The sequence below is a fragment of the Gemmatimonadota bacterium genome, from assembly GCA_026706845.1.
Lineage (GTDB): Bacteria > Latescibacterota > UBA2968 > UBA2968 > UBA2968 > VXRD01.
This window is the reverse complement of record JAPOXY010000095.1, coordinates 1-20,822: the sequence shown is the minus strand read 5'-3', so window position 1 is coordinate 20,822 and position 20,822 is coordinate 1. Positions and strand designations below refer to the sequence as shown.

At 50.8% G+C, this 20,822-nt stretch carries 18 protein-coding genes; 14 read left to right on the top strand and 4 right to left on the bottom strand.

Annotated features, from left to right (window positions below; all coding sequences use genetic code 11):
* Positions 1–12: 12 nt before the first annotated feature.
* Positions 13–438 carry a hypothetical protein gene (locus OXG87_09740; protein ID MCY3869828.1) on the bottom strand — a complete coding sequence of 142 codons (426 nt, stop codon included), beginning with the start codon at positions 436–438 and terminating at the stop codon, positions 13–15.
* A 109-nt stretch (positions 439–547) separates the two neighbouring features.
* On the opposite strand from OXG87_09740, the gene OXG87_09735 reads away from it, so the two are divergent.
* The 10 genes from OXG87_09735 to OXG87_09690 all read left to right on the top strand — a co-directional run bounded on the left by OXG87_09735 (position 548) and on the right by OXG87_09690 (position 10,153).
* Positions 548–1,867, top strand: coding sequence for an AAA family ATPase (locus OXG87_09735; protein ID MCY3869827.1), 1,320 nt, complete (start codon positions 548–550; stop codon positions 1,865–1,867).
* A gap of 195 nt (positions 1,868–2,062) precedes the next feature.
* A complete protein-coding gene (locus OXG87_09730; protein ID MCY3869826.1) occupies positions 2,063–3,154 on the top strand; it encodes an amidohydrolase family protein in 1,092 nt (363 codons plus the stop codon).
* Positions 3,155–3,170: 16 nt separating this feature from the next.
* The gene (locus OXG87_09725; GenBank protein ID MCY3869825.1) at positions 3,171–3,365 is read left to right on the top strand and encodes a hypothetical protein; all 195 of its coding nucleotides are present in this window, start codon (positions 3,171–3,173) and stop codon (positions 3,363–3,365) included.
* 323 nt (positions 3,366–3,688) lie between these two features.
* Positions 3,689–4,129: a Rieske 2Fe-2S domain-containing protein gene (locus tag OXG87_09720; protein MCY3869824.1), complete on the top strand. Its 441-nt coding sequence runs from the start codon at positions 3,689–3,691 to the stop codon at positions 4,127–4,129.
* Between the two features lie 14 nt (positions 4,130–4,143).
* The gene (locus OXG87_09715; protein ID MCY3869823.1) at positions 4,144–5,622 is read left to right on the top strand and encodes a M81 family metallopeptidase; all 1,479 of its coding nucleotides are present in this window, start codon (positions 4,144–4,146) and stop codon (positions 5,620–5,622) included.
* A 3-nt stretch (positions 5,623–5,625) separates the two neighbouring features.
* Complete coding sequence (gene surE / locus OXG87_09710) at positions 5,626–6,387, top strand: 5'/3'-nucleotidase SurE (GenBank protein ID MCY3869822.1); 762 nt, start codon at positions 5,626–5,628, stop codon at positions 6,385–6,387.
* A gap of 14 nt (positions 6,388–6,401) precedes the next feature.
* Positions 6,402–7,277 (top strand): dihydrodipicolinate synthase family protein, encoded by an 876-nt coding sequence (locus OXG87_09705; GenBank protein ID MCY3869821.1) that lies wholly within the window; start codon positions 6,402–6,404, stop codon positions 7,275–7,277.
* Between the two features lie 29 nt (positions 7,278–7,306).
* The gene (locus OXG87_09700) at positions 7,307–7,996 is read left to right on the top strand and encodes a response regulator transcription factor (protein MCY3869820.1); all 690 of its coding nucleotides are present in this window, start codon (positions 7,307–7,309) and stop codon (positions 7,994–7,996) included.
* Positions 7,997–8,009: 13 nt separating this feature from the next.
* Positions 8,010–9,395, top strand: coding sequence for an ATP-binding protein (locus OXG87_09695; GenBank protein ID MCY3869819.1), 1,386 nt, complete (start codon positions 8,010–8,012; stop codon positions 9,393–9,395).
* 32 nt (positions 9,396–9,427) lie between these two features.
* Positions 9,428–10,153, top strand: coding sequence for a hypothetical protein (locus OXG87_09690; GenBank protein ID MCY3869818.1), 726 nt, complete (start codon positions 9,428–9,430; stop codon positions 10,151–10,153).
* 1 nt (position 10,154) lies between these two features.
* Here the strand turns inward: OXG87_09690 and OXG87_09685 are convergent, their stop codons facing one another.
* The 3 genes from OXG87_09685 to OXG87_09675 all read right to left on the bottom strand — a co-directional run bounded on the left by OXG87_09685 (position 10,155) and on the right by OXG87_09675 (position 13,923).
* Complete coding sequence (locus tag OXG87_09685) at positions 10,155–12,530, bottom strand: PQQ-binding-like beta-propeller repeat protein (GenBank protein ID MCY3869817.1); 2,376 nt, start codon at positions 12,528–12,530, stop codon at positions 10,155–10,157.
* A gap of 90 nt (positions 12,531–12,620) precedes the next feature.
* Positions 12,621–13,130, bottom strand: a complete 510-nt coding sequence (locus tag OXG87_09680) for a MogA/MoaB family molybdenum cofactor biosynthesis protein (GenBank protein MCY3869816.1) — start codon at positions 13,128–13,130, stop codon at positions 12,621–12,623.
* A 22-nt stretch (positions 13,131–13,152) separates the two neighbouring features.
* Positions 13,153–13,923: a sugar phosphate isomerase/epimerase gene (locus tag OXG87_09675; GenBank protein MCY3869815.1), complete on the bottom strand. Its 771-nt coding sequence runs from the start codon at positions 13,921–13,923 to the stop codon at positions 13,153–13,155.
* 170 nt (positions 13,924–14,093) lie between these two features.
* On the opposite strand from OXG87_09675, the gene OXG87_09670 reads away from it, so the two are divergent.
* From OXG87_09670 to OXG87_09655, 4 genes are all read left to right on the top strand, one after another.
* The gene (locus OXG87_09670) at positions 14,094–16,334 is read left to right on the top strand and encodes a thiamine pyrophosphate-dependent enzyme (GenBank protein MCY3869814.1); all 2,241 of its coding nucleotides are present in this window, start codon (positions 14,094–14,096) and stop codon (positions 16,332–16,334) included.
* A gap of 15 nt (positions 16,335–16,349) precedes the next feature.
* On the top strand, positions 16,350–17,897 hold the full coding sequence (locus OXG87_09665) for a leucine-rich repeat domain-containing protein (protein ID MCY3869813.1): 1,548 nt from the start codon (positions 16,350–16,352) through the stop codon (positions 17,895–17,897).
* Between the two features lie 375 nt (positions 17,898–18,272).
* Positions 18,273–19,559 (top strand): HlyD family efflux transporter periplasmic adaptor subunit, encoded by a 1,287-nt coding sequence (locus OXG87_09660; GenBank protein ID MCY3869812.1) that lies wholly within the window; start codon positions 18,273–18,275, stop codon positions 19,557–19,559.
* 92 nt (positions 19,560–19,651) lie between these two features.
* Positions 19,652–20,822 (top strand): ABC transporter transmembrane domain-containing protein (locus tag OXG87_09655; protein ID MCY3869811.1); only part of this gene is annotated, 1,171 nt, incomplete at its 3' end.

The window sequence follows — 20,822 nt, the reverse complement described above, 5'->3', positions numbered from 1 at the left end:
TGACGAAGGAGTTCATGATCGTGTCTCCTGATCTCTTTCAAATATCATGAGTACGATAGAATCAGAGAGCGATTCTGTTACGGCAATCCGGCTCTGGTTGTTGTAGAAAAATCCCGAAAAATTTCTTCCTGACGTGGAAAACGTAATTTCAAGTTTCGAATTGATAGCGTAGTTTCCATCTATCTCCCAAATACTCTGGTCTGGACTGCCAAAGCTCGCAACTAAGCGATAGGTTCTGTCGGGGTTTAATTCGATAAATCCAGTGGGTGGATTTTCTTCCGCCTCATGATTTCGATAGACTTGGGCGCGTCCGATTCCCGTGTCAACTTTAACCGCCTGCAATGTGTAAATTCCCGCCACGGCCTGTGGCGATGTGGGCGATTCCGCGCCACAGGTGCTCAAGACCAATCCCAAAAATATAATTGCGATCCGTTTCATGACAGCTGGTCCCCAGGCGCCTTTTTCCCTGGATGTGTACAATTTTTAGCTAAATTCTGTTGAAATTATGACAATTTTTAGCTAAATTCTGTCGAAAGAGGATAAAAGCATGATAAAAAGAGATCTGGAAAAACGTCTGATTGCATATCTATCTCGTCGCGTTGAACATCCGAATGTCGCCCTGTTAGAAGGCGCGCGGCAGGTTGGTAAGACCACGCTTATAGAATCTATCAGGCCGAAACTGGATCGCGAGATTCTCTATTTGAATCTGGAAGAGGACAACCGCGCGGTTCACGATCTCAATTCTTGCAGGGATTTTGCAGATTTTGAGACGTATCTTGCGACTGTGTACCAGTTCAGGGGCGACGGTCAGCGCATTTTGTGTATTGATGAGGCGCAAGAAAGTTCTGTGCTGGGTGGGTTTGTGCGCTTTATGAAAGAGAAATGGCAGCACTCACCGGTTATTCTCACGGGTAGCTCTATGTCGCGCATCTTCGGGCCGGAGACGCGCTTTCCCGTTGGAAGAGTTACGCGTTTTTTGTTGCAACCCTTCAGTTTTAGAGAGTTTCTTCGCTGTGGTAAAGCGGAAGAGTTGCTCGCTTTTGAAGACCTCTTTCAGATCCCCCTGTTTTTACATGAGCGCCTTCTCAAATACGTGCAGTCGTATCTCGATGTGGGAGGGCTACCAGCGGTTGCTTCATCGTTTTTTGACCAGATGGATTGGCGGCAGTTGCGTCGGGATTTGTATCTCGACTATCGCAGTGATTTTGCCAGAATTTTTTCGGCAACCGAAGCCTCTTTATTCGATCAGTGTTTGCGCGGTGTGGCATCAAATCTCGGTAGCCCAAGCAAGTACGCGCAGATGGTTCGGACGACGTCAGCTCTTTACAGGAGAGTACCGGATTTTCTGGCGTTGCTCGAGTCGTGGAAGCTGATTTACAAGTCCAATATCCAGGGCACGCGCCCAGAGCAGCAGGGCTTTTCGCCCAAGCGTTATCTTTACGATCCGGGATTGGCCAATGACCTGCGGCTGACCGCGCTGCCGCGTATTGATATTCTCTCAAGTCTCGATGCCGCTCAGCGCGCGCCTCTTGGAGGTATTATTGAGAATATGCTGGCGACTGAACTCGTGGCATTGGGACAGGATTTGACGGGTTGGAAAAAGGGCGTTAACAGTTCCGAGGTCGATTTTATTTTTCGCACAGCATTGGGCGATACCATACCCATCGAGTGCAAAGCGTCACTTGTCACAAGGTCGCGGGATACAGGTGGTCTGTCAGAATACGCTGCGCGGCATGGGAGCAATCTGGGCGTTCTCGTCAATCTCGATATGCCGGGGAAACTCACAACATCTACAGGTCTAAAAGTGATTTACATACCGGTTTATCTGATTGATCGGCTTGGTGATGTTGTCAAGCAGGCTGAATAAGTAAACTGTCAATATCTATTATCAGAGTTTATTTAAAATTCACTTCGATGTCAAGGATTGGACATTTGATATTGTAAAGATAAAGTCCTATCTTTTGAACGGTGCAGATACAGCGCATATCGGGTTTGCGTTCTCTAATGTGATGGGTTATAATTCTATAGTTTAGATGGCATTGTGAATTTTAAGGAGGCTGAGATGGCTGATACGCTGATGGATGAGGTAAAAATAGAAAGGCGAAAGAAGACGGCCGTGATTGATTGCGATGTTCATGTGACTATGAAATCGGGGGATATGTGGTTTCAATATCTGGCAGAGGAATGGCACGATTGTCACCGGACTATTGGTGGCCGAGGACGCATCCGGTCGGGATATCCGCGCGCGGTGCCAAATGCCGCACGCCACGATGCACGGCCGCCTTCGGGACCGCCGGGATCTGATTTGGATTTTTTGCGTGCGCAATTGCTGGATGAGTGGGATATGGATTACGGTATTTTAACGCCTTTGATCGGCGTGGGTGGGCAGCAAAATTTGCGTTATGCAGAGGCGATGGGGCAGGCTGTGAACGATTGGCAAGCCGATGCGTGGCTCGGGCGCGAACCCCGGTTGCGCGGGTCTGTGATTGCGCCTTATGAAGATGGCGAGTTGGCCGCGGCAGAGATCGACCGCAGGGGCGATAATCCGGGATTTGTGCAGGTGCTTCTCGTCGTGCGGACTATGGAGCCTCTGGGCAGTCGCAAGTACTGGAAGGTGTATGAGGCTGCGGTGAGAAATGGTTTTCCCATTGCGATTCATTTTGGCGGTACAGGCGCAGGTCCGATTACGGGCGCCGGCAAGCCGTCGCATTATATTGAGGATCACGGTGGTATGCCCACGGCATTTCAGGCGCAGGTGACGAGTCTGGTGTATGAGGGGGTGTTTGAGGAATTTCCGGATTTGAAAGTGGTTTTGATTGAGGGGGGCTTTGCGTGGATGCCCGCATTGATGTGGCGGCTGGATAGTTGTTATCAGAAGCTGAAGGTGGAGTTGCCGCATTTGAAGCGGTTGCCGTCGGAGTATGTTCGCGATCATTTCTGGATCAGTACGCAGCCTATGGAAGAACCTCCACAACGCGAGTACTTTTTTCAGATGATGGATCATATGGATATGAACGATAAGTTGATGTTTGCCACAGATTATCCCCACTGGGATTTTGACGCGCCCGATGTGGCGCTGCCCTCAGGTATGGATAAGGATGTGCGGCGCAATATTCTGGCGGAGAATGCGCGGGCGTTGTATCGGTTGGCGTGATCACAAGGAGCAAAAAATGAAAATTATCAAGGCCAAAATTCTGGATGCAACACATCTGGAATTAAGCCAACCAGTACTTGATAATCCAGGAGATGATATTGTGATCGCAGTTCCGGATAAAGACGAAGAGGAACGCGACTGGTACCACCTCTCAAAAGAGCGGTTCCTGGCGGCTTACGACGACTCGGATAAGATCTACGATGACTTATAAGTTTGGGGATATCGTGTTGATTAGATTTCCTCAGTCTGGAATAGATGAGCGCAAACAACGACCTGCTCTGGTTGTATTAGACATTGGTGACGCGGATGTTGTGGTGGTACCTATAACATCTCGAGAACGTTCGGGCAGAGGTGATATTAAATTGAAAAAATGGTCTGAGTGCGGGTTGTTGAGGGCATCATGGGTGAGACTGGCGAAAGTTACATGTTTGGAGAAAATTTATATCTCTCGTTCTTTGGGACGAGTGACAAATGATGATGAAATACAACTGAAATCGTCTTGGGAAACACTGTATTCATTGTGAATGGGTTGTTATGGCAAAACATATTATCGGAACTGTTGATGAGATCCCGCCGGGTGAGCGGAAGCTGGTGATACTGGAAGGGCGGGAGATTGGGGTGTTTAATGTCCACGGCGAATTTTATGCCTTGAGGAACCGATGCCCTCATCAGGGGGGCGCGCTGTGCAAGGGACGGGTGTCGGGTTTTGTGACGGCAAGGGTGCCGGGCGAATACGAGTACACGCGCAAGGGTGAAATTTTGCGGTGTCCATGGCACGGATGGGAATACGATATTAAGACGGGGCAGTCGTGGGTCGATCCTTCCAGTGTGCGCGTGCGCAGCTATGAGGTGGAAGTTGCACAGGGCGCAGAGATAGAGGGCGAGGGAGATATGGCGGGATTGGTAAAGGGTCCTTATGTGGCAGAGACGTATGAGGTGACGGTGGAGGAGACGTATCTCGTTGTGGAACTATGAGAGGACTATTCTCGATGCGCGTGGGCATTATTTCGCTGTTGCACGAGTCGAATACGTTTATCAGCACGCCAACGACTATGGATTCGTTCCGACGGGACGGGATTTTTACGGGTCGGGCGATGTATGATCACTATTCGGGTGGACATCACGAAGTTAGTGGGTTTTTAGAAGGTTTGGAGTCGGCAGGCATAGATGCTCTGCCGATTTTTCATGCGGGTACAACGCCTTCTGGACGCATTACCAGAGAGACGTGTGAAGAATTGATGCGGTTGATGTTTAATGAGGTGGCGTCTGCGGGTGATGTGGATGGGTATCTCGTGGCGCCTCACGGGGCAAATTCGGGTGAGGGCGATGAGTACCGGGATCTGGATGGGTACTGGTTATCGCGTTTGCGCGAGGTGGTTGGGTCCGAAAAGCCGATTATTTGTACGATCGATCCGCATGCCAATTTGTCGCCGCGCATGGTTGCGGCGTGCGATGCGACGATTGCGTATCGCTCGAATCCCCATCTCGATCAGAAACAGCGCGGATTGGAAGCGGCGGCGCTGATGGTGCGAACGTTGAAGGGGGAGGTGGAACTTGCGCAAGCGGGTGCTTTTCCTTCTGTTGGGATTAATATCGAGCGTCAATCGACTTTTGCGCCGCCGTGTTTGCCGATGTATGAGTTGGCAGATGAGATGTTGAAAGAACCAGGTGTTTTGTCGAATAGTATTGTGCTGGGTTTTCCGTATGCCGATGTGGAGGAGATGGGGGCGGCATTTGTGGTGGTGACAGATGGTGATATGGACCGGGCACAGGTGCTGGCGAATCGGTTGGCGGATTATTTGTATGCTCATCGTGCGGAGTTTGTGGGCGAGTATATCGCTGTTCCCGATGCTGTGGATATGGCGGTGGGACAAGAAGGACCTGTTTGTTTGCTCGATATGGGCGATAATGTGGGTGGGGGATCTGCTGGCGATGGTACGGAGATTTTGCACGAGTTGCACAGGCGGGGAAATACTACGGGCTTTGTGTGTATTTTTGATCCGGAATCGCAGGAGCGAGCGAGGGATGCGGGGGTTGGAAATCGCGTGGTGCTGGATATCGGTGGTAAGACGGATGACTTACACGGTGTACCTTTGAGGGCAGAGGTGCGGGTGCGCAGTTTGCACGCGGGGAAGTACAGAGAATCTGAGGTGCGACACGGCGGACGAACGTCTTTTGATATGGGTCCAACGGCGATTGTGGAGACGGATACGGGTATTACAATTAGTTTGACTTCGCGGCGCGCGGTGCCCGTGAGTCTGGGGTTGATGACGAGTTGCGATCTCGATCCCGCCGCGTTTCAGGTGGTTGTGGCCAAGGGTGTGCATGCACCTGTTGCGGCGTATCAGCCGGTGTGTACTGCTTTGATTCGGGTGGATACCCCCGGCGCAACAGCGGCGGATATGCGAGGTTTTGAATACGAGTTTCGCCGTGAGCCGATGTATCCCTTTGAGGAGATTGGGGTGTGATTTTTGAAAATTTTATTGACGAATGACGATAGTTTGGATTCTCCTCTGTTTTTGTTTGCAGTGGATTATTTTCAGGTGATGGGAGATGTGAAGGCAGTGGTGCCCGCCGAAGAGCAGAGTTGGAAGGGCAAGGCGATGACGCGGTTTGGCACGCGTCATGTGGAACGGTTGGATGGATTTGCGTGTGAGACGTATGCTTTTTCGGGGACGCCAGCGGATTGCGCGAATTTTGGCATTTATCACGTGTTTGATGGCGACAAGCCCGATCTGGTGATTTCGGGTATTAATATGGGTAGCAATGCGGGTTTGAGTTTCGCGCTTTCTTCGGGGACGGTTGGAGCTGCTTTAGAAGCGAATATTGCGGGATTGCCGGGGGTGGCATTGTCACAGGTTTTGCCCAGACCTGTGTTTCGGCAGTGGGTTGAGCATCGCGCGATGCAGCCCGATGTGCGGGAACCGTTGTTGGAAAATTGTCGCGCGGTGTTGCACCGGGTATTTGCGTTTTTGAATGATCGGACAGATTTTTTGTCTGATTCCGTGACGTGGAATGTGAATATGCCGGCTGAACTATCTGATGACTGGCGCGTTATACCAACAGTGCTCGGGCATACGTTTTACACGTCGTGTTTTGAGGCATCAGAAGACGGTTATTATCACAATATCGATCAGCCAGAGGTAGAAGAACGCGCGGGCACAGATGGCGTGGTTTTGCGCGCGGGTCATGTGAGTGTTACGCGGTTGGATATTCGCACGCTGGGGCAATAATACAGGAGACTAAAATGGGCGATTTTGAAGGCGTAGTACCTGCTATTGCGACGCCTATGGGACAGGACGGACGGTTTAACGAAGGGGTGTTTCGCAAAATTGTAGAGTTTAATATTGAAGCCGGTGTACACGGTTTTTGGGTCGCGGGGGGTACTGGGGAGAGTGTGTTGTTGGACGATGATGAAAATATGCAGGTTGCGTTGGCGATTGTGGATCAATCGAATGGGCGTGCAAAAGTTATTATGCATGTGGGTGCGCCAACAACAGACCGCGCAGCGCGATTGGCCGAGCACGCAGCCCGCGTGGGTGCAGATGCGCTGTGTTGTGTGCCGCCGTTTTTTTATCGGCGCGATGACGACGATATTGCCGAGCATTATCGGGTTGTGGCAGGTGCTGCTGATTTGCCGCTCTTTGTGTACAATTTACCGGGGGCAACAGGCGTGGAAATTACGCCTGGGATGATGTCAAAAATCCAGGATCGCGTGCCGCAACTGAAGGGGTTAAAGCACTCGGCATCGACGTTTGCAAATGTGCGGACGTTTGCCGGGATGGGGTTGTCGTGTTTTATTGGCAATCATCGGCTGATGTTGCCGGCGATGACAATTGGCGCGTGTGGGTGTGTGGATGGACCGCTGAATGTGTTTCCCGAATTGTGGGTGGCGATCTGGAATGCGTATCGGGCGGGCGACTTGAAGGCGGCAAAAGCAGCGCAGGATAAGGCGTCGCGTGCTTATGAGATGTTGAGTGCAGGCGGCGGCTTTCATTCGGTGATCAAGGTGGCGTTGGGTGCGCGATTGGGAGTTGATTGCGGAGACCCGAGGCCGCCAGGGCGACCGGCGAGCGATGCACAACGCGCACAGATTGTGGAGACTGTGAAGCGTCTGGTGTAAGTGTGCTGGCAAATTCAGAGATAAATCAAATGGCCGATCAGACGATTTTACTGGTTGAAGACGATAGAGAATTGGCGGAGTTGACGCGCGATTTTTTGCAGAATGCGGGATTTGTGGTCTGGCACGATTCCGAGGGCGAAGCTGCTCGAGACCGCATTTTGGCTTCTCCTCCCGATCTGATTATTCTGGATGTTATGTTGCCGGGGATGAACGGATATACGGTTTGCCGGGAAGTGCGTCCAGAATACGAGGGGCCAATTTTATTTTTGACGGCTCGAGATGACGAGTTAGATGAAATTTTGGGTCTGGAGATGGGTGGTGATGATTATGTGACCAAGCCCGTGCGACCTCAATTGCTTCTGGCAAGGGTGCGCGCGTTGTTGCGCAGGACGGTTAAGAGATCTACGGCGTCAAAGCGGGTGGTGGTGGGGGATTTGATCGTGGATGCAAATCGCCGGGAGGTCAGGCAGGGTGAACGCGTTGTTGAGCTTACGACTTATGAATTTGATTTGCTCTGTTATCTGGCCATTCGAGCCGGTGAAGTGGTGAGCAGGCAGGATATTTATCAGGCGTTGTTTAACTACGATTACGATGGGTTGGATCGCAGCGTGGATGTGTACATTTCGCGCCTTCGCCAAAAACTCGGCGGAGATGGTTCAACATCTGTTTCGATTAAGACCGTGCGCAGTGTGGGGTATCTGTTGGTCAGCGCAGAGTGAAAGCGAGTGACCGATGAGAAAGCAATTTATCCGTATTTATGCGGGGATTGCCATTGTTTTGCTTTTGAGTGCGTTTGGATTTTTGGCAATGTCAAAACAGTGGGTCGCCTCTGTTCGGCAGGCTGATTTTGAGGACAAGACTCAGGCGCTTATCGCAATGGTTCGCGAGGAACTCGAGGCTGTGGATTCGGATCCCGTGGCGCAGTTGCTGGTGCTCAATATGTTCAGTCTGACGCATCGCATGCCCATTACGCTGGAGCCGTTGTTTGTTTTGCCCCTTTCTTCGGCTGAGAAAGACCGTTTGAAAGCCGGAGAGGTCGTGACTATTTCTATAGAAAAAAGATTGCAGACATACCAGATGGCACCCAATGGCGATGTTATTGTGTTGGGACCATACCTGCTCGCTGAGATGATCCGGTGGCAGGATAATTTGATTGAAGAAGGAGATGGTGAGGGAGATGGCGGCAATTTCTTTTTTCAGATTGACGTTTTCTTTTTTGGCATTTTGGTCGCGATTTTGTTGGGGATAGGTGTGGCGATTTATTTTTTAATTCACCCTTTTGAACGTCGAATTTACGCATTGTCAGATGCTGCCGAGCGATTTGGAAAAGGTGATTTGAGCAGTCGGTCTCCGGTTGGGAAGGGGCATGCCGTGGCGGATTTGGCGCGCAGTTTCAATGGCATGGCCGATCGCATTGAAGGAGTAGTAGATGGGCAGCGAGAGCTTTTAAGGGCAGTGTCGCACGAACTGAGAACGCCTCTGGCACGTATTTTTTTTCTTCTCAATCAATTGAAGAATAACAATCTGGTAGAGGATCATCACACGGATATTCAGCGTATTGAACGCTCGGTTTATGAATTGAATGATCTGGTTGAAGAGTTGATGGATTTTGCGCGATTGGATCGGGACATCTCACATCGCACGGAGATTGATGTTTGTGTACAAATGCGAGAACTGCGCGAAATGGTAGCAGAATTGCGCGGGGATATTTCTGTGGATATCGACAGTGAAAACCTGATGGTCTGGGCAAATGAGACGCATTTCAAACGCGCGCTTACCAATCTGGTTACCAATGCAGTGCGACATGCCAGGCACCATATCTGGATTACGGGAAAAAAAGAGGATGATATGGCTCATATCAGTGTGGAAGACGATGGCTGTGGTATTCCAGAACATTTGAGAGAGAAAGTATTTGAGCCTTTTTATCGGGTGGATGAAGATTCAAAGACTGGCGGCACGGGCCTGGGGTTGGCGATTGTGAAGCGCATTGTGATGCAAAATGACGGACAGGTGCAGGTAGAGAACAGGACAGAGGGTGGGGCGAAATTTACGTTGATGTTTCCGCTTGGAGAAAAAATAAAGATCGGAACAAGACGGGCAATGGATTTGTCAGAATAAAGAAACTATTACATTTACAGGAAATGGCAGATATGAAACGGTGTTTAATTGCCATATTTTTGATAATTGCAACGCTGTGGTGCGATGCGTTTGCTCAGGCGCAAAAAAAACAGGAGGAGTCGCCACCAGCTTTTGTCGATGAGGATGGCGATGGTATCGATGACCGCGTGACCTTCCGCCATCGTCTAAGTCAGCGATCTCGGGGAAGTGCGCTTTTGTGGGTGCTTTCGGCGCAATTGACAAAAGCGCAGCGGACGGCTCTGCAGGCGAGGATCAATGAATTACTCGAGGGAGGGGCAGAACTCCCTGAGATTAGAAGGGCTATTTTTGCCGAACTCGAGGGTTTTGGCGTAGATTTAACAGAAACATTTTTGACGCGATTAAGTGCGGTGTTGACAGAAGATCAGATGTCTGCACTTCGCAAAAAGGCCGAGGCTCTAAAAGCGAATGGTGCGACCTATCACAGGATTTACAGAGAGATACGCGACGAGTTGGCTGTTATGGGGATTAATTGGGAGGGGCAGAGACCCGATTACTCTGGTTCTCGGTTGACAGAAGGCGAGATGTCTGAACTTCAAAAAAAAATTGACAACCTGATTGCCGATGGTGCCTCTCGCGTTGAAATTCAGAAAGCCATTAACGCAGAGTTGGAAGAGATAAAGCGGCGCAATAGACGCAGGAGTCGCACTGCGGATGACCGCGGTGGTCCTCCGCCGAGATCACCTGAGAGAGAAAGAAGCGGGAAGCAGGGAAACTGAATCAATCCGAAAGGGGAAAAAGCGTTTCAAATATTTTGTCCGTTCGGTTTTGCCAACTCGCCCAACCCGCGCCATCGTTTACTTCGCCTCCGGTAAAGGTATAGCCTCTCTTTTTTAACAGTTGGGCAAATGATGCCGTGCTCTTGCCCAGATCATTTCCTTCCATTGGGCTTCGCAAGTCGTATTTTCCCCAGTCCAGATAAATATCTATGGGCATTTGTTTTCTTGCCTGAAAGACCAGGTCCGCATCTTTGGCTTCTGCGGTCTGATCCCAGGATAGGGATTGTATGCCTATTTTGCCAAATATGTCGGGGTGGGTAAAGGTGGCGTAAAAGGCCATAAATCCGCCGTAAATTGTCCCGATATTTGCCCGGCTTTCGCGGCTTTTGATCGTGCGATATGTTCGGTCGATGTAGGGCACGATTTCATTTGTAAAGATCCGATTGTACGCATCGCGGTTTGCCCCTACGTATTCTGCGTATCCTCCTCTGAAGAGAGAAGGGACAAAGACCGCGATTACGGGGCGCACGCGCTTGCCGATGATATTGTCCAGCGAGATGTTCATTTTCCCCAGGGACCACTGCCGGCGCGCAGCGTGGACATATACGACGGGGTATTGTTCATTGCTTTCATGATAACCCGCTGGGAGGTAGATTTCTAAGTTGCGCTGTCTCCCAATTTCCTCACTTTCAAAACGCATGGTGTCAATTTTGCCGTGAATACCGTCTCGTCGCGCTTTGAGATGGTCGGGAGCACGCCAGCGCGGCATGCCGAAATAGGAAGCGCGGCCAAAGAAGAGGGTTCGTATCTGTCGCGCGTTGAGCGGGTCGGGGATGGATCGCTGTAAGTCCAGTGTGTAGCGATAGGTGATGCGGGCGTCGGGTTCGAGTTGTGCAGTGGAATAGAAGAAGTCCGTTCCCTCAATTCGGTGCATGGGGTGGTCGTATCGCCGCCCTACGTGGTCACCAGTTATGGTGACTTCTTCCGCTTTGCCGCGATATACAAAATGCACGAGGTTCTCGCCTTCGAGGATTGGGAAGTTTTTCTGTTGTGCCATGAATTGATCGATCTGCGTTTTTTTGTCTGCGGATTGTTTTACTTTTTCGACAAATTGTGCAAAGCGCGAGTTTGGTGCGATGTCTTCTGCGTCTGATTTTGCGATTTGGGTTTCTGGTACGACTTCGATACAGGCGATTTCCGACATGCTGCGCGCGTAAAACCTGCCATTGGCAAGGCTGGCATGCGTCCAGGCAATTTCGTCGAAGAGTTTCAAACGGGCTGTTTCGCGGTATCCCTCACCCGAGGCTTGTGCGACGGCGAGGTTGCCTTCTTTTGTCATGATTACGAGGTGGTTATCCACGATGATGGGGAAGCCATCTCCCGGCTCGCGCGATCGCCATAAGCGGTTTCCGGTGTTTGTATCGATGCATGTGAGTATGCGGCCGTTATATCCAAATAGAAATTCTGCGTTAAATACCGCGTAGCTGTACGTTCCCCGAATGTGGCGCGTCCGCCAGATTTCCTCTGCGGCAAAGGTTTCGCTGTCGGCTCTCAGGCCGATTAGCATGCCGCCGTTTTTCACAAAATATCGCCCTTCGCCAATCTCGACGGGATGTCCGCTGGTATGCCCCGCGCCGGTCTGTCCGCGGTGTGCAAATTGCCACAGGACTTCACCGGTTTCGGGAGATAGGCCCGCGAGGTATTTGTTGCCAAAGAAGACGAGGTGTTTGCGGTTGTCAAAGGCGTACAGGCCCGGCGATTGGTAGTTGACCGAGTCGCTAAATGCCGACCAGATTAAATCGCCTGATGTGGGGTCGTAAGTCGAGACCGCATGTGTTCCTCCCGTTTGGACGATCAGGCGGTTGTCGTGTAAAATTGGGGATGAGGTAAAGCCCCAGAATGGTACTGTTGCCCGGTGTTTTGCGACGAGGTCTATCGCCCAGAGTTTTTCTCCTGTGTTTGCATCGAGTGCGAATAGATTTCCTCGGGGACCTAATGCGATGACTTTGTCCTGTGTCACTATGGGCGTTGATAGGGGACCGCTTTGCGAGCCGTAGTGTCCGAGATATGCGGTGCCAATTTTGTATTTCCATCGTTCTGATCCATCTTCTGTGTTGAGGCCGATGATGTAATCAAAGGTTTCATCGGAATACATGGTTACAGCGAGGTCGCCGAGAACCGAGATGGATGAGTAGCCTGCGCCGAGGGGTTTCTTCCAGACGATTTTCAGCGCGTAGTTTTGATCGGAGGGGAAGATGCCCGCATCGTTGACTCTGAAGTCTCTGTTGGGTCCGCCCCAGTTCGTCCAGTCAGTTTTCGCGTCTGCTGATTGGAAGAAGAATAGAAAAAGAAAAAGTATCTTCACGAGATTGTTCATGATCTTTCCTTGGTTACATATCGCCTTTTATCAGCGTCCATCCGCGAAAAACGCTCAAATTATTCGCGTTTTTTTCTGATTCATCCGCGTTCATTTTTGTCGCCAGATTTCCCAGACGAGGTGCGATAGCTCAGGGACGATGAGTTTTTCCATGGCGAGTTGCACAGCGCCAGATGATCCCGGCATGCAGAAGATCATGGTGTCTTTGTACACGCCTGCTACGGCGCGCGAGAGCATGGCGCCCGAGCCGATGTCTTCCCAGGAGAGAAAGCGAAATACTTCGCCAAATCCGTCGAGGCGTTTTTCGAGGAGGCTTGTGACGGCTTCATAGGTGGTGTCGCGCGCGGCAATGCCGGTGCCGCCATTGGTGAGGATGACGTGGCATTCGCCTTTTTCGGCGATTTGTTTGATGAGCGCGCGTATCTGATCGGCTTCGTCTTTGACTACGCGGTAAAACGCGATGCTGTGGCCAGCGGCTTCGACCATTTCTTTTATGATTTTGCCGCTTTTGTCATCGGCTTCGGTGCGCGTGTCGCTGATGGTGAGTACCGCGCAGGTGACGGGGTCTTTGGCCTGCTCAATGTGATCTGTGTAAGGCATGGGGAACTCCGGGGTGAAAGGATTATGATAGACCCATGGCGACGAGGTTGTCGTAGCTGATTTTTAGGCTGTCAAAGGGGTCGCGGTCATAGCAGCGGTCCTGTTCGACGATGTACCAGCGCGTGCCGGATTCGCGCCCGGCTTCAAAGATGGCGGGCCAGTTGAGGTTGCCTTCGCCGACTTCGGCAAAGCGCGTTTCGCGGCCTTCAATGGCCATGTCTTTGACGTGGACGAGGTCTATGCGGGTGTTGGCTTTGCGGATCCATTCGGCGGGGTCGCCTCCTCCTGCCTGTACCCAGTACACGTCGATTTCGAGTTGTACTGCTTTGGGGTCTGTTTCTTGCAGGATGATTTCAAGGGCGGTGCGGTTGCCGAATTTTTGAAATTCAAAGTTGTGGTTGTGATACGCAAAGGTCAAGCCCGCGTCGGCGAGTTTGCGACCGACTTCGGAGGCGTCTTTGGCGAAGCGAATATAACCGGCTTCGCCGTCTTCTCGGTAAGACTGGGGCAGGCTGCCGATGGCTGGATATTTGCAGTTCCAGAGGAGGTGTTCGTCTATGACGGCTTGCGTGTCGTCGCGCATGCGGTCAAAGCCGGTGTGTGTGGCACAGATTTCAATGTCGTTGTCGTCGGCGATTTGTTTGAGTTCTGCAGGGTCAATGGGACCAAAGCCGGAGACTTGCATGGCGTCGTAACCAATGGCTTTTACTTTTTTGACGGATTCGACGATGTCTGAGATGGTTTTGGTGAAGTCGCGCACGGTGTACATTTGCGCGGCGATCATGGTTGGCATTTTTGGCTCCTTGGATGGAAGTGTGAAGGGTGAAGGGTGAAACATAATATAGACAGGGCATGGATGCCAGAATTTTATGTATGGGATTTTTCTGGATTGTTGCGGGGTGAACGTTTATTTTAGGATTGTTACCGTATGGCAATTTGTTTATCACTGGCTGGGGAGAGATTATGTCGAATATGAAGGCGTTGGCAGAAAGGCAAGAGGAGCGCAATGATGCGCTGCTGAAGGATACGCAATTTCTCGGAGATGAGATCGCGTCCGATGTTCTGGGGCTGCATATTGATATTGCGACGATCGAGTCGCTTGGGGAAGCGGAAGACCGGGCGTTGACGGCGTTGCAGATTGAGGGCGCGCGCACGGCGATTCGGGCGCTGTCGTCGTTGGCTGAGATTGGGGAATTGGATCATCTGGGCGGGGGATTGGAGTTGATCCCAGGGTTGTTGATGACGCTGTCTGTAGCGGATTACGATACGCGTACTTATACGATTGAGCACGCGCATACGAGTGTCGGGTATTATTCGGCGCTGGCGGCGTTTGGTTTTGTGGAGTCAGAGTGCGTTGTCGAGCGGTTTCGGCGCGGGCTGGATTTTCCCGGGCATGTGGCCTGGTTGCCGGGAGGGACACAGCTCAATGGCGGGCGTTTGGGGGTGATGATTCCCGTGGCTGTGGGGCTGGCTTTGGGCAAGAAGGCATTGTGTGATGATGCGTGGGTGATTGCCCATTGTGGAGATGCGGGGTGGATTTCGGGGCAGGGGCTGAATGGTTTTAATGGGGCGAGTGTACACGGTGCGCCGATTACTTATGTGATGCACCGCAATGGCATTCAGTTGTCGGGTAGTACGGCGAGTATTATGGATGTGGATCCGCGAAGTGCTATTTCTGCGATGGGCGTGGAGGTGCTGGATGTTGCGTCGCTTCACGATAATGTCGCGCTTTATAAGGCTTATAGGGAGGGATACGGTCTCGCGCAGGCGGGTAAGCCGAGTCTGATTTATCCCACGGGGTTTTCCGGGGAGGATGTGACGTTGAAGACTTTTGGCGAGCGCTATGGGGTGACCGGGGCTGTGGAGGCATTTGCCGCGCAACACGATGTGCCGATGGATAAGCAGGTGTGGGTGCCGGGGTCACTGATGAGTTTTCGGGATACAGTGCCGATGTTGGAGTGTTTGTTTTTGGTGAATGATTTGCCGGGTGGAGAGAATCATCACGATGGGAGTATGCAGGGGCGCGTTGAGGCAGAGGTGCTCGATGGGGCGATGTTTGAGGCGACGGCTGAACAAGCAGGGGCGCTGGAAACGCTCCGGCAGAATGGGTCGCGCACGGTTATTACGAGGGCGAGGCCAGCACCCGGTAGTGCGAATTTGGAGATTTCCGCGGGGAAGGCAGCGGCGGCTGATTTGCCGACTGAGAAGGCGAGTCCGCGCGATGGTGCAGCGGCGGCTTATGCTCTGGTGGCAGAGGCGCATCCGGATCGCGTGTTTGTGGTGAGTTGCGATTTGGATCCTTCGACAAAATTGGCGGCTGCTCGGGCGCATTTGTCAGACGATCACCAGTTTGAGATGAGTATTGAAGAGCAAGCCGCGACGCTTATTGCCAATGGTCTGGCGATGAGTTCGCACGAGCCGCAGCTCAATGTGGTATCGACTTTTGCCGCGTTTTTTGAGGGGATTGCGCGCGAGGGGTTTGATATGTGGCAGTATCAGCGCAATTTGAATGGGGTGAATGAGGGTATTAATGTGGTGTTCCATCTCTCTCATGTGGGTGCGTGTACGGGGCGCGATCACTTTTCGGGCTGGGGGCTTGATTGGATTAATGTGGGGTTGACGTATTTGCCCTATTTGCACCGGTTTTACGCACCGGCAGATGCGCGTGTGGCGTTTTTGGCGGTGAAGGATATGGCGGCGCATTACGGCGGGCATATTATTGGGGTGCCGCGCGATTCGGGTTTGCCTGTTTTGCAAAAGCAGGATGGGTCGGGGCATTTGTGGAATCCGGGGGAGGCGTGGGAGCCGATTACGACTTTTCGCAAATACGACGGGGCAAGGCATGCGATTCTGGCTTTTGGCGCGCCGGCTTTTTTGAGTGCGGAGGCTGCCGAGGTTTTGCTCGCGCAGGGCAAGCCGACAGATGTGTATGTGGTCAATGGATTGCCGCTGCCCGATGGGGCGTTGAATGATGTGCTGAGGAATTACGAGGGTGTGGTGACGATTGAAGATGGAAAAATTGGGACGCCAGAGACGGGTTTGCGCGGGTTTGCAGGTCTGGTGGGGTCGTCGTGTAGCATTGCCCATGCGCATGTGGGGATTACAGATCCGAGGATTGCACCGTCGGAAGGTCTCGAAGCGACCTGGGCACATTTTGGGATTACTGCAGAGGCACTTGTTGAGGCGGTGGAGATGTTGTCGTAAATATGCGAGGAATTGATGCGTAAACAGATTCTGTTCATTCTATCAACACTCGCGCTTTTGATGTATCCGCTGTCTCTTTGGGGACAGAATAGTACGGCGGGTGATCAAGATGTTACCCCGGACTTTGATGGGGATGGTCAGGTTGGCTTCCCCGACTTTTTGGCGTTTGCAGGTCAGTTTGGAGCACGTCAGGGCGATGGGCGTTATGATGCCAGATATGATCTGGATAGCGACGGTGTGATTGGATTTCCCGATTTTCTGATTTTTAGCAGCAGCTATGGCAAAGAGGTATATAAGCCTGACGGTACAACGATGGTTGCTATTTCGGATGCGAATTTGCGCGCTGTTATCGAGGATAGTCTGGGCAAGGCGAGCGGTGCGACGATTACCAGAGATGATATGGCAGCTTTGACACACCTCAGGGCGCCGAATGAGAATATCAGTGACTTGACCGGACTTGAGTTTGCGATTGGTCTGATAAGTTTGGATCTTGGTACAGAGAGGGTGGGGGATAGGTGGGTCAACAGCAACAAAATATCCGATCTCTCTTCCCTCTCGGGTTTGACCGGTCTGAAAAGTCTGTATCTTACTTCCAACAGCATCCGTGATGTATCTGCGCTGTCGGGCTTGACCGAGATGGAATGGCTGTCTCTTTCTGGCAACCGTATCAGTGATGTATCCGTGCTGTCTGACTTGACCAACCTGACACAACTGTATCTTTCCTCCAACGACATCGCGGATGTGTCGGTTCTATCTGGCTTGACCAGTCTGGAAATTCTATGGCTACGCACCAACAGCATCCGTGATGTATCTGCGCTGTCAGGCTTGACCAACTTGAAAAGTCTGGATCTTGCCACCAACCGTATCAGTGATGTGTCTGCGCTGTCAGGCTTGACCAACCTGACACAGCTATATCTTTCCTCCAACGACATCGTGGATGTGTCGGTGCTGTCAGGCTTGACGAACCTGAAAAGTCTGGATCTTGCCACCAACCGTATCAGTGATGTGTCTGCGCTATCAGGTTTGACCAGTCTGGAAGAGCTGGATATTTCTAGCAATAGCATCAGTGATGTATCTGCGCTATCAGGTTTGACCAACCTGATAAGGCTGTATCTTTACACCAACCGTATCAGTGATGTGTCAGTGCTGTCAGGCTTGACCGATCTGGAAGAACTGTCTCTTTCTGGCAACCGTATCAGTGATGTGTCTGGACTATCTGGTTTGACCAACTTGACAAGGCTGTGGCTTTACGCCAACCGTATCCGTGATGTGTCTGCGCTATCAGGTTTGACCAACCTGACAAGGCTGTATCTTTACAACAATAGCATCTCGGACCTTTTGCCTTTGGTTGCAAACATGGGATTGGGTACTGGAGATGTGGTTGATGTACGGAATAATCCATTGAGTGCCATATCACGCAACACGCATATTCCAGCCCTTCAGAACAGAGGGGTTGATGTGCGTTTTGGCGCGTTAAAGCCCTCGGTGGAGAAGGGAGAACAAGACATTTTTCCTGGTATGATGGAATTTTTAGGGGTGAGGAATGGGAGAGAAAAGATGTGATTAGCTCATAGTGAGTGTCTGTTTTGATGAAGGCGCTGTAATGGGAAAGAGCGAGTCCTTTTTGACTCGCTCTTTTTTTTGCAAAAACAAAAAAAATGAAAAAATCTGATATACGAGCAATAATTCTAATATACGAGCAATCTTTTATAGTTGAACTTACAGACGCGATGGTATTATCATAAAAAGCCGCCGACAAGACCATGGCAAGTCATCTGTCAGCGGCGATGAATATCTCAAGCTGGTAACTTGAGAATACTAATAGACTTAAAATAATTACTCGAAGCTCCATTGTCAACCATTGAGATCGGAAGATGTTTGAATTGAATGTTCATTTGCCCAATCGAACTTCACTTTTAACAGCGGGCTGAATGAGTTATGGCACATAGTGAAAAGATTGTAAAGTTCAATGGCTATCCACAAAAAGAGATATCTTTTGAAAATACAGAGACGCGAGAAGCCCTCTCAACTTCGGGGATTGGGTTCCGGTTTGTGCGCTATTTTTTGCTCACCATTTTGTGCGTTGTGGGAAGCATGGTCGCGTTTATCTGTCTTTTGGGATGGCATCTGGGCATGGAAATCACGGTTGCGGGGCAAGGTCGCTTGCAGCCTACCGCGCGTTATGAAGTGAAAGCGCAACGATCTGGCTTGATTCAAACGGTTCATGTGCAACACGGGCAAGAGATTGCACAGGGGGATTTGATGCTGACTTTGGATGATACCGATTTACGCACGGAATTGGAGCAACTCGAACATGAACTGGCGATGAATCAAAGTCGGCGTGTGGCTCTGGTTGCAGAATTGCAACGCGAGCGGGCTGTTTTGGAGACAGAGATTGCACGGACTGAAGTAGAGTATGAGACCGCAAGTTTGCAATTGGAACAGGTTCGGCAAGAATATCAGATATATCGCAAATACGCGCCCTATCGCGAAGATGGGAGTGTGCGACCACCTGTTGATACGTTGATTCCCATTCGGGTACACCAGACGCGGGTACAGCGTGCAAAAGTAGAAATTGAGCGTGCAAAACGGCGGTTGGCTGCTCTGGACAATCGCAAGCAGGAACACGAGATGCTAAAACAGACGTATGAAAAATTACAGGTCAGCCATCGCCTTGTCAAAACCCGTATGGAACAGATGAAGATCTACGCACCCGTTGCTGGAACCGTGTTGACGCGCGATTTGGATAAACGCGAAGGAGACCGCATTGAGGCAGGTGAGGCCGTGATTGAACTGGCCGAATTGCACAGTTGGCAAGCTGAGGTGATGATCCAGGAAGTGGATATCCCAAAGGTGAAAGAGGGACATAAGGTGCGGATATATGTAAATGCTTTTCCACACATGGAATACAAGATTTTTGAGGGAAAGGTGACAGATGTGCCGAGAAAACCCGAACCCATCACACCCATGGGTGCCGGTCTTATGCTGGGTGGTACGAGCACGGTTTATCCGGTGAAGATCAGCGTGATAGATCCGCATTTATCCGATGGAGAGAAAGAATGCCCGCTTGCTTATGGCATGGGTGTGGAAGCCAAAATCGTGACAGAGCGCGGTCCCATTGTTGACTTGCTGTGGAAGAAGTTTCTGAAAACCGTGGGCAAAATTGGGCGTCCTGAGATTTATCGGTTGGAAGAATCTTCTGAAACCGCACAGACCAGGAACTGAATGATCCAATGCGTCAGATATTCAAAATCATCAAAATGCTCCGTCCTTACTGGCGGTTTATCTTTCAGTCTATCCTTGTGGGGATCATGGTCATGTTCTTGCAAATCCCAGGACCTTACATCACCAAGGTTTTGATCGATGACGTGTATCCCCACAAAGACTATACGCTCCTGATCTTTATTCTGATTTTGGGTGCTGTTCTCTCGACAGGGTTGGGATTTACAAGTCTATTAAGCACTTATTTCGCGCGTTACGTAGGTGTCAACATGGGGCTGGATTTCAAATCGCGATTCTATTCCCACATACAATCGCTGGACTTCAGCTTTTTTGACAACCGCCAGTCTGGTGAAATTATGTCCCGATCCAAAGATATGGATAGTTCTATCAGTAGCACCATCCGGATGGTGAACAGCGTGATTATAAACACGCTTCAGTTACTCATTTTTCCACCTATTTTGCTCTATATTAATTGGCAACTCGCATTGATCAGCCTGGCGGTGTTGCCTTTTGATACCGTATTGATTATGGTTTCAAAAAAATATCTCAGCAGGGTTTCTAAAGAAGTAACTGAAGCATCGGCTGAGTTATCGGCTAAGTATTATGAATCGCTTTCGGGCATTCGCACTGTGCAAGCACTGGGCCTGGAAGCTGCGTTTTATTCCAAGCTCACGGGCCTCATTCTGAGTGTATCCAAATTGCGAATCCGATCAACTCATTTAAGTGGTGGATTTGGATTTATAGGGTCGTTGGTGAAAACAGCAGGCACTTTGGCGTATGGCTGGTATGGTTGGACGCAAGTTCTGAATGGCAATCTTTCTCTGGGAAGTTATATGGCTTTTTCGGGATATGTGGGGTATCTCTACGGTCCAATTGGCAATCTTATCGGTCTTGTGGGGCAGGTTGAAATGGCATTGGTTCGTATCAATCGTTTTTTTGAGGTCTATGACCTGAGACCTGAAATCCAGGACCGTCCAGATATGCCCGTGTTGCCCCAGGTGCAAGGTGAGATCCGTTTTCACGAGGTGTGTTTTTCGTATCAAGAAGATCAACCCGTTTTGCGCGGCATCAACCTCCATATCCCGGCACAAGCCACCATTGCACTGGTCGGCAAGAGTGGCTCAGGTAAATCAACACTTGCTAAATTGATCCCAAGATTTTATGATCCGCAAGAGGGATATGTGTCTATTGATGGGTACGATATTCGAAATTATCGCTTGAAATCCATCCGACAGCAGGTTGGATTTGCCATGCAGGGCAGCACCT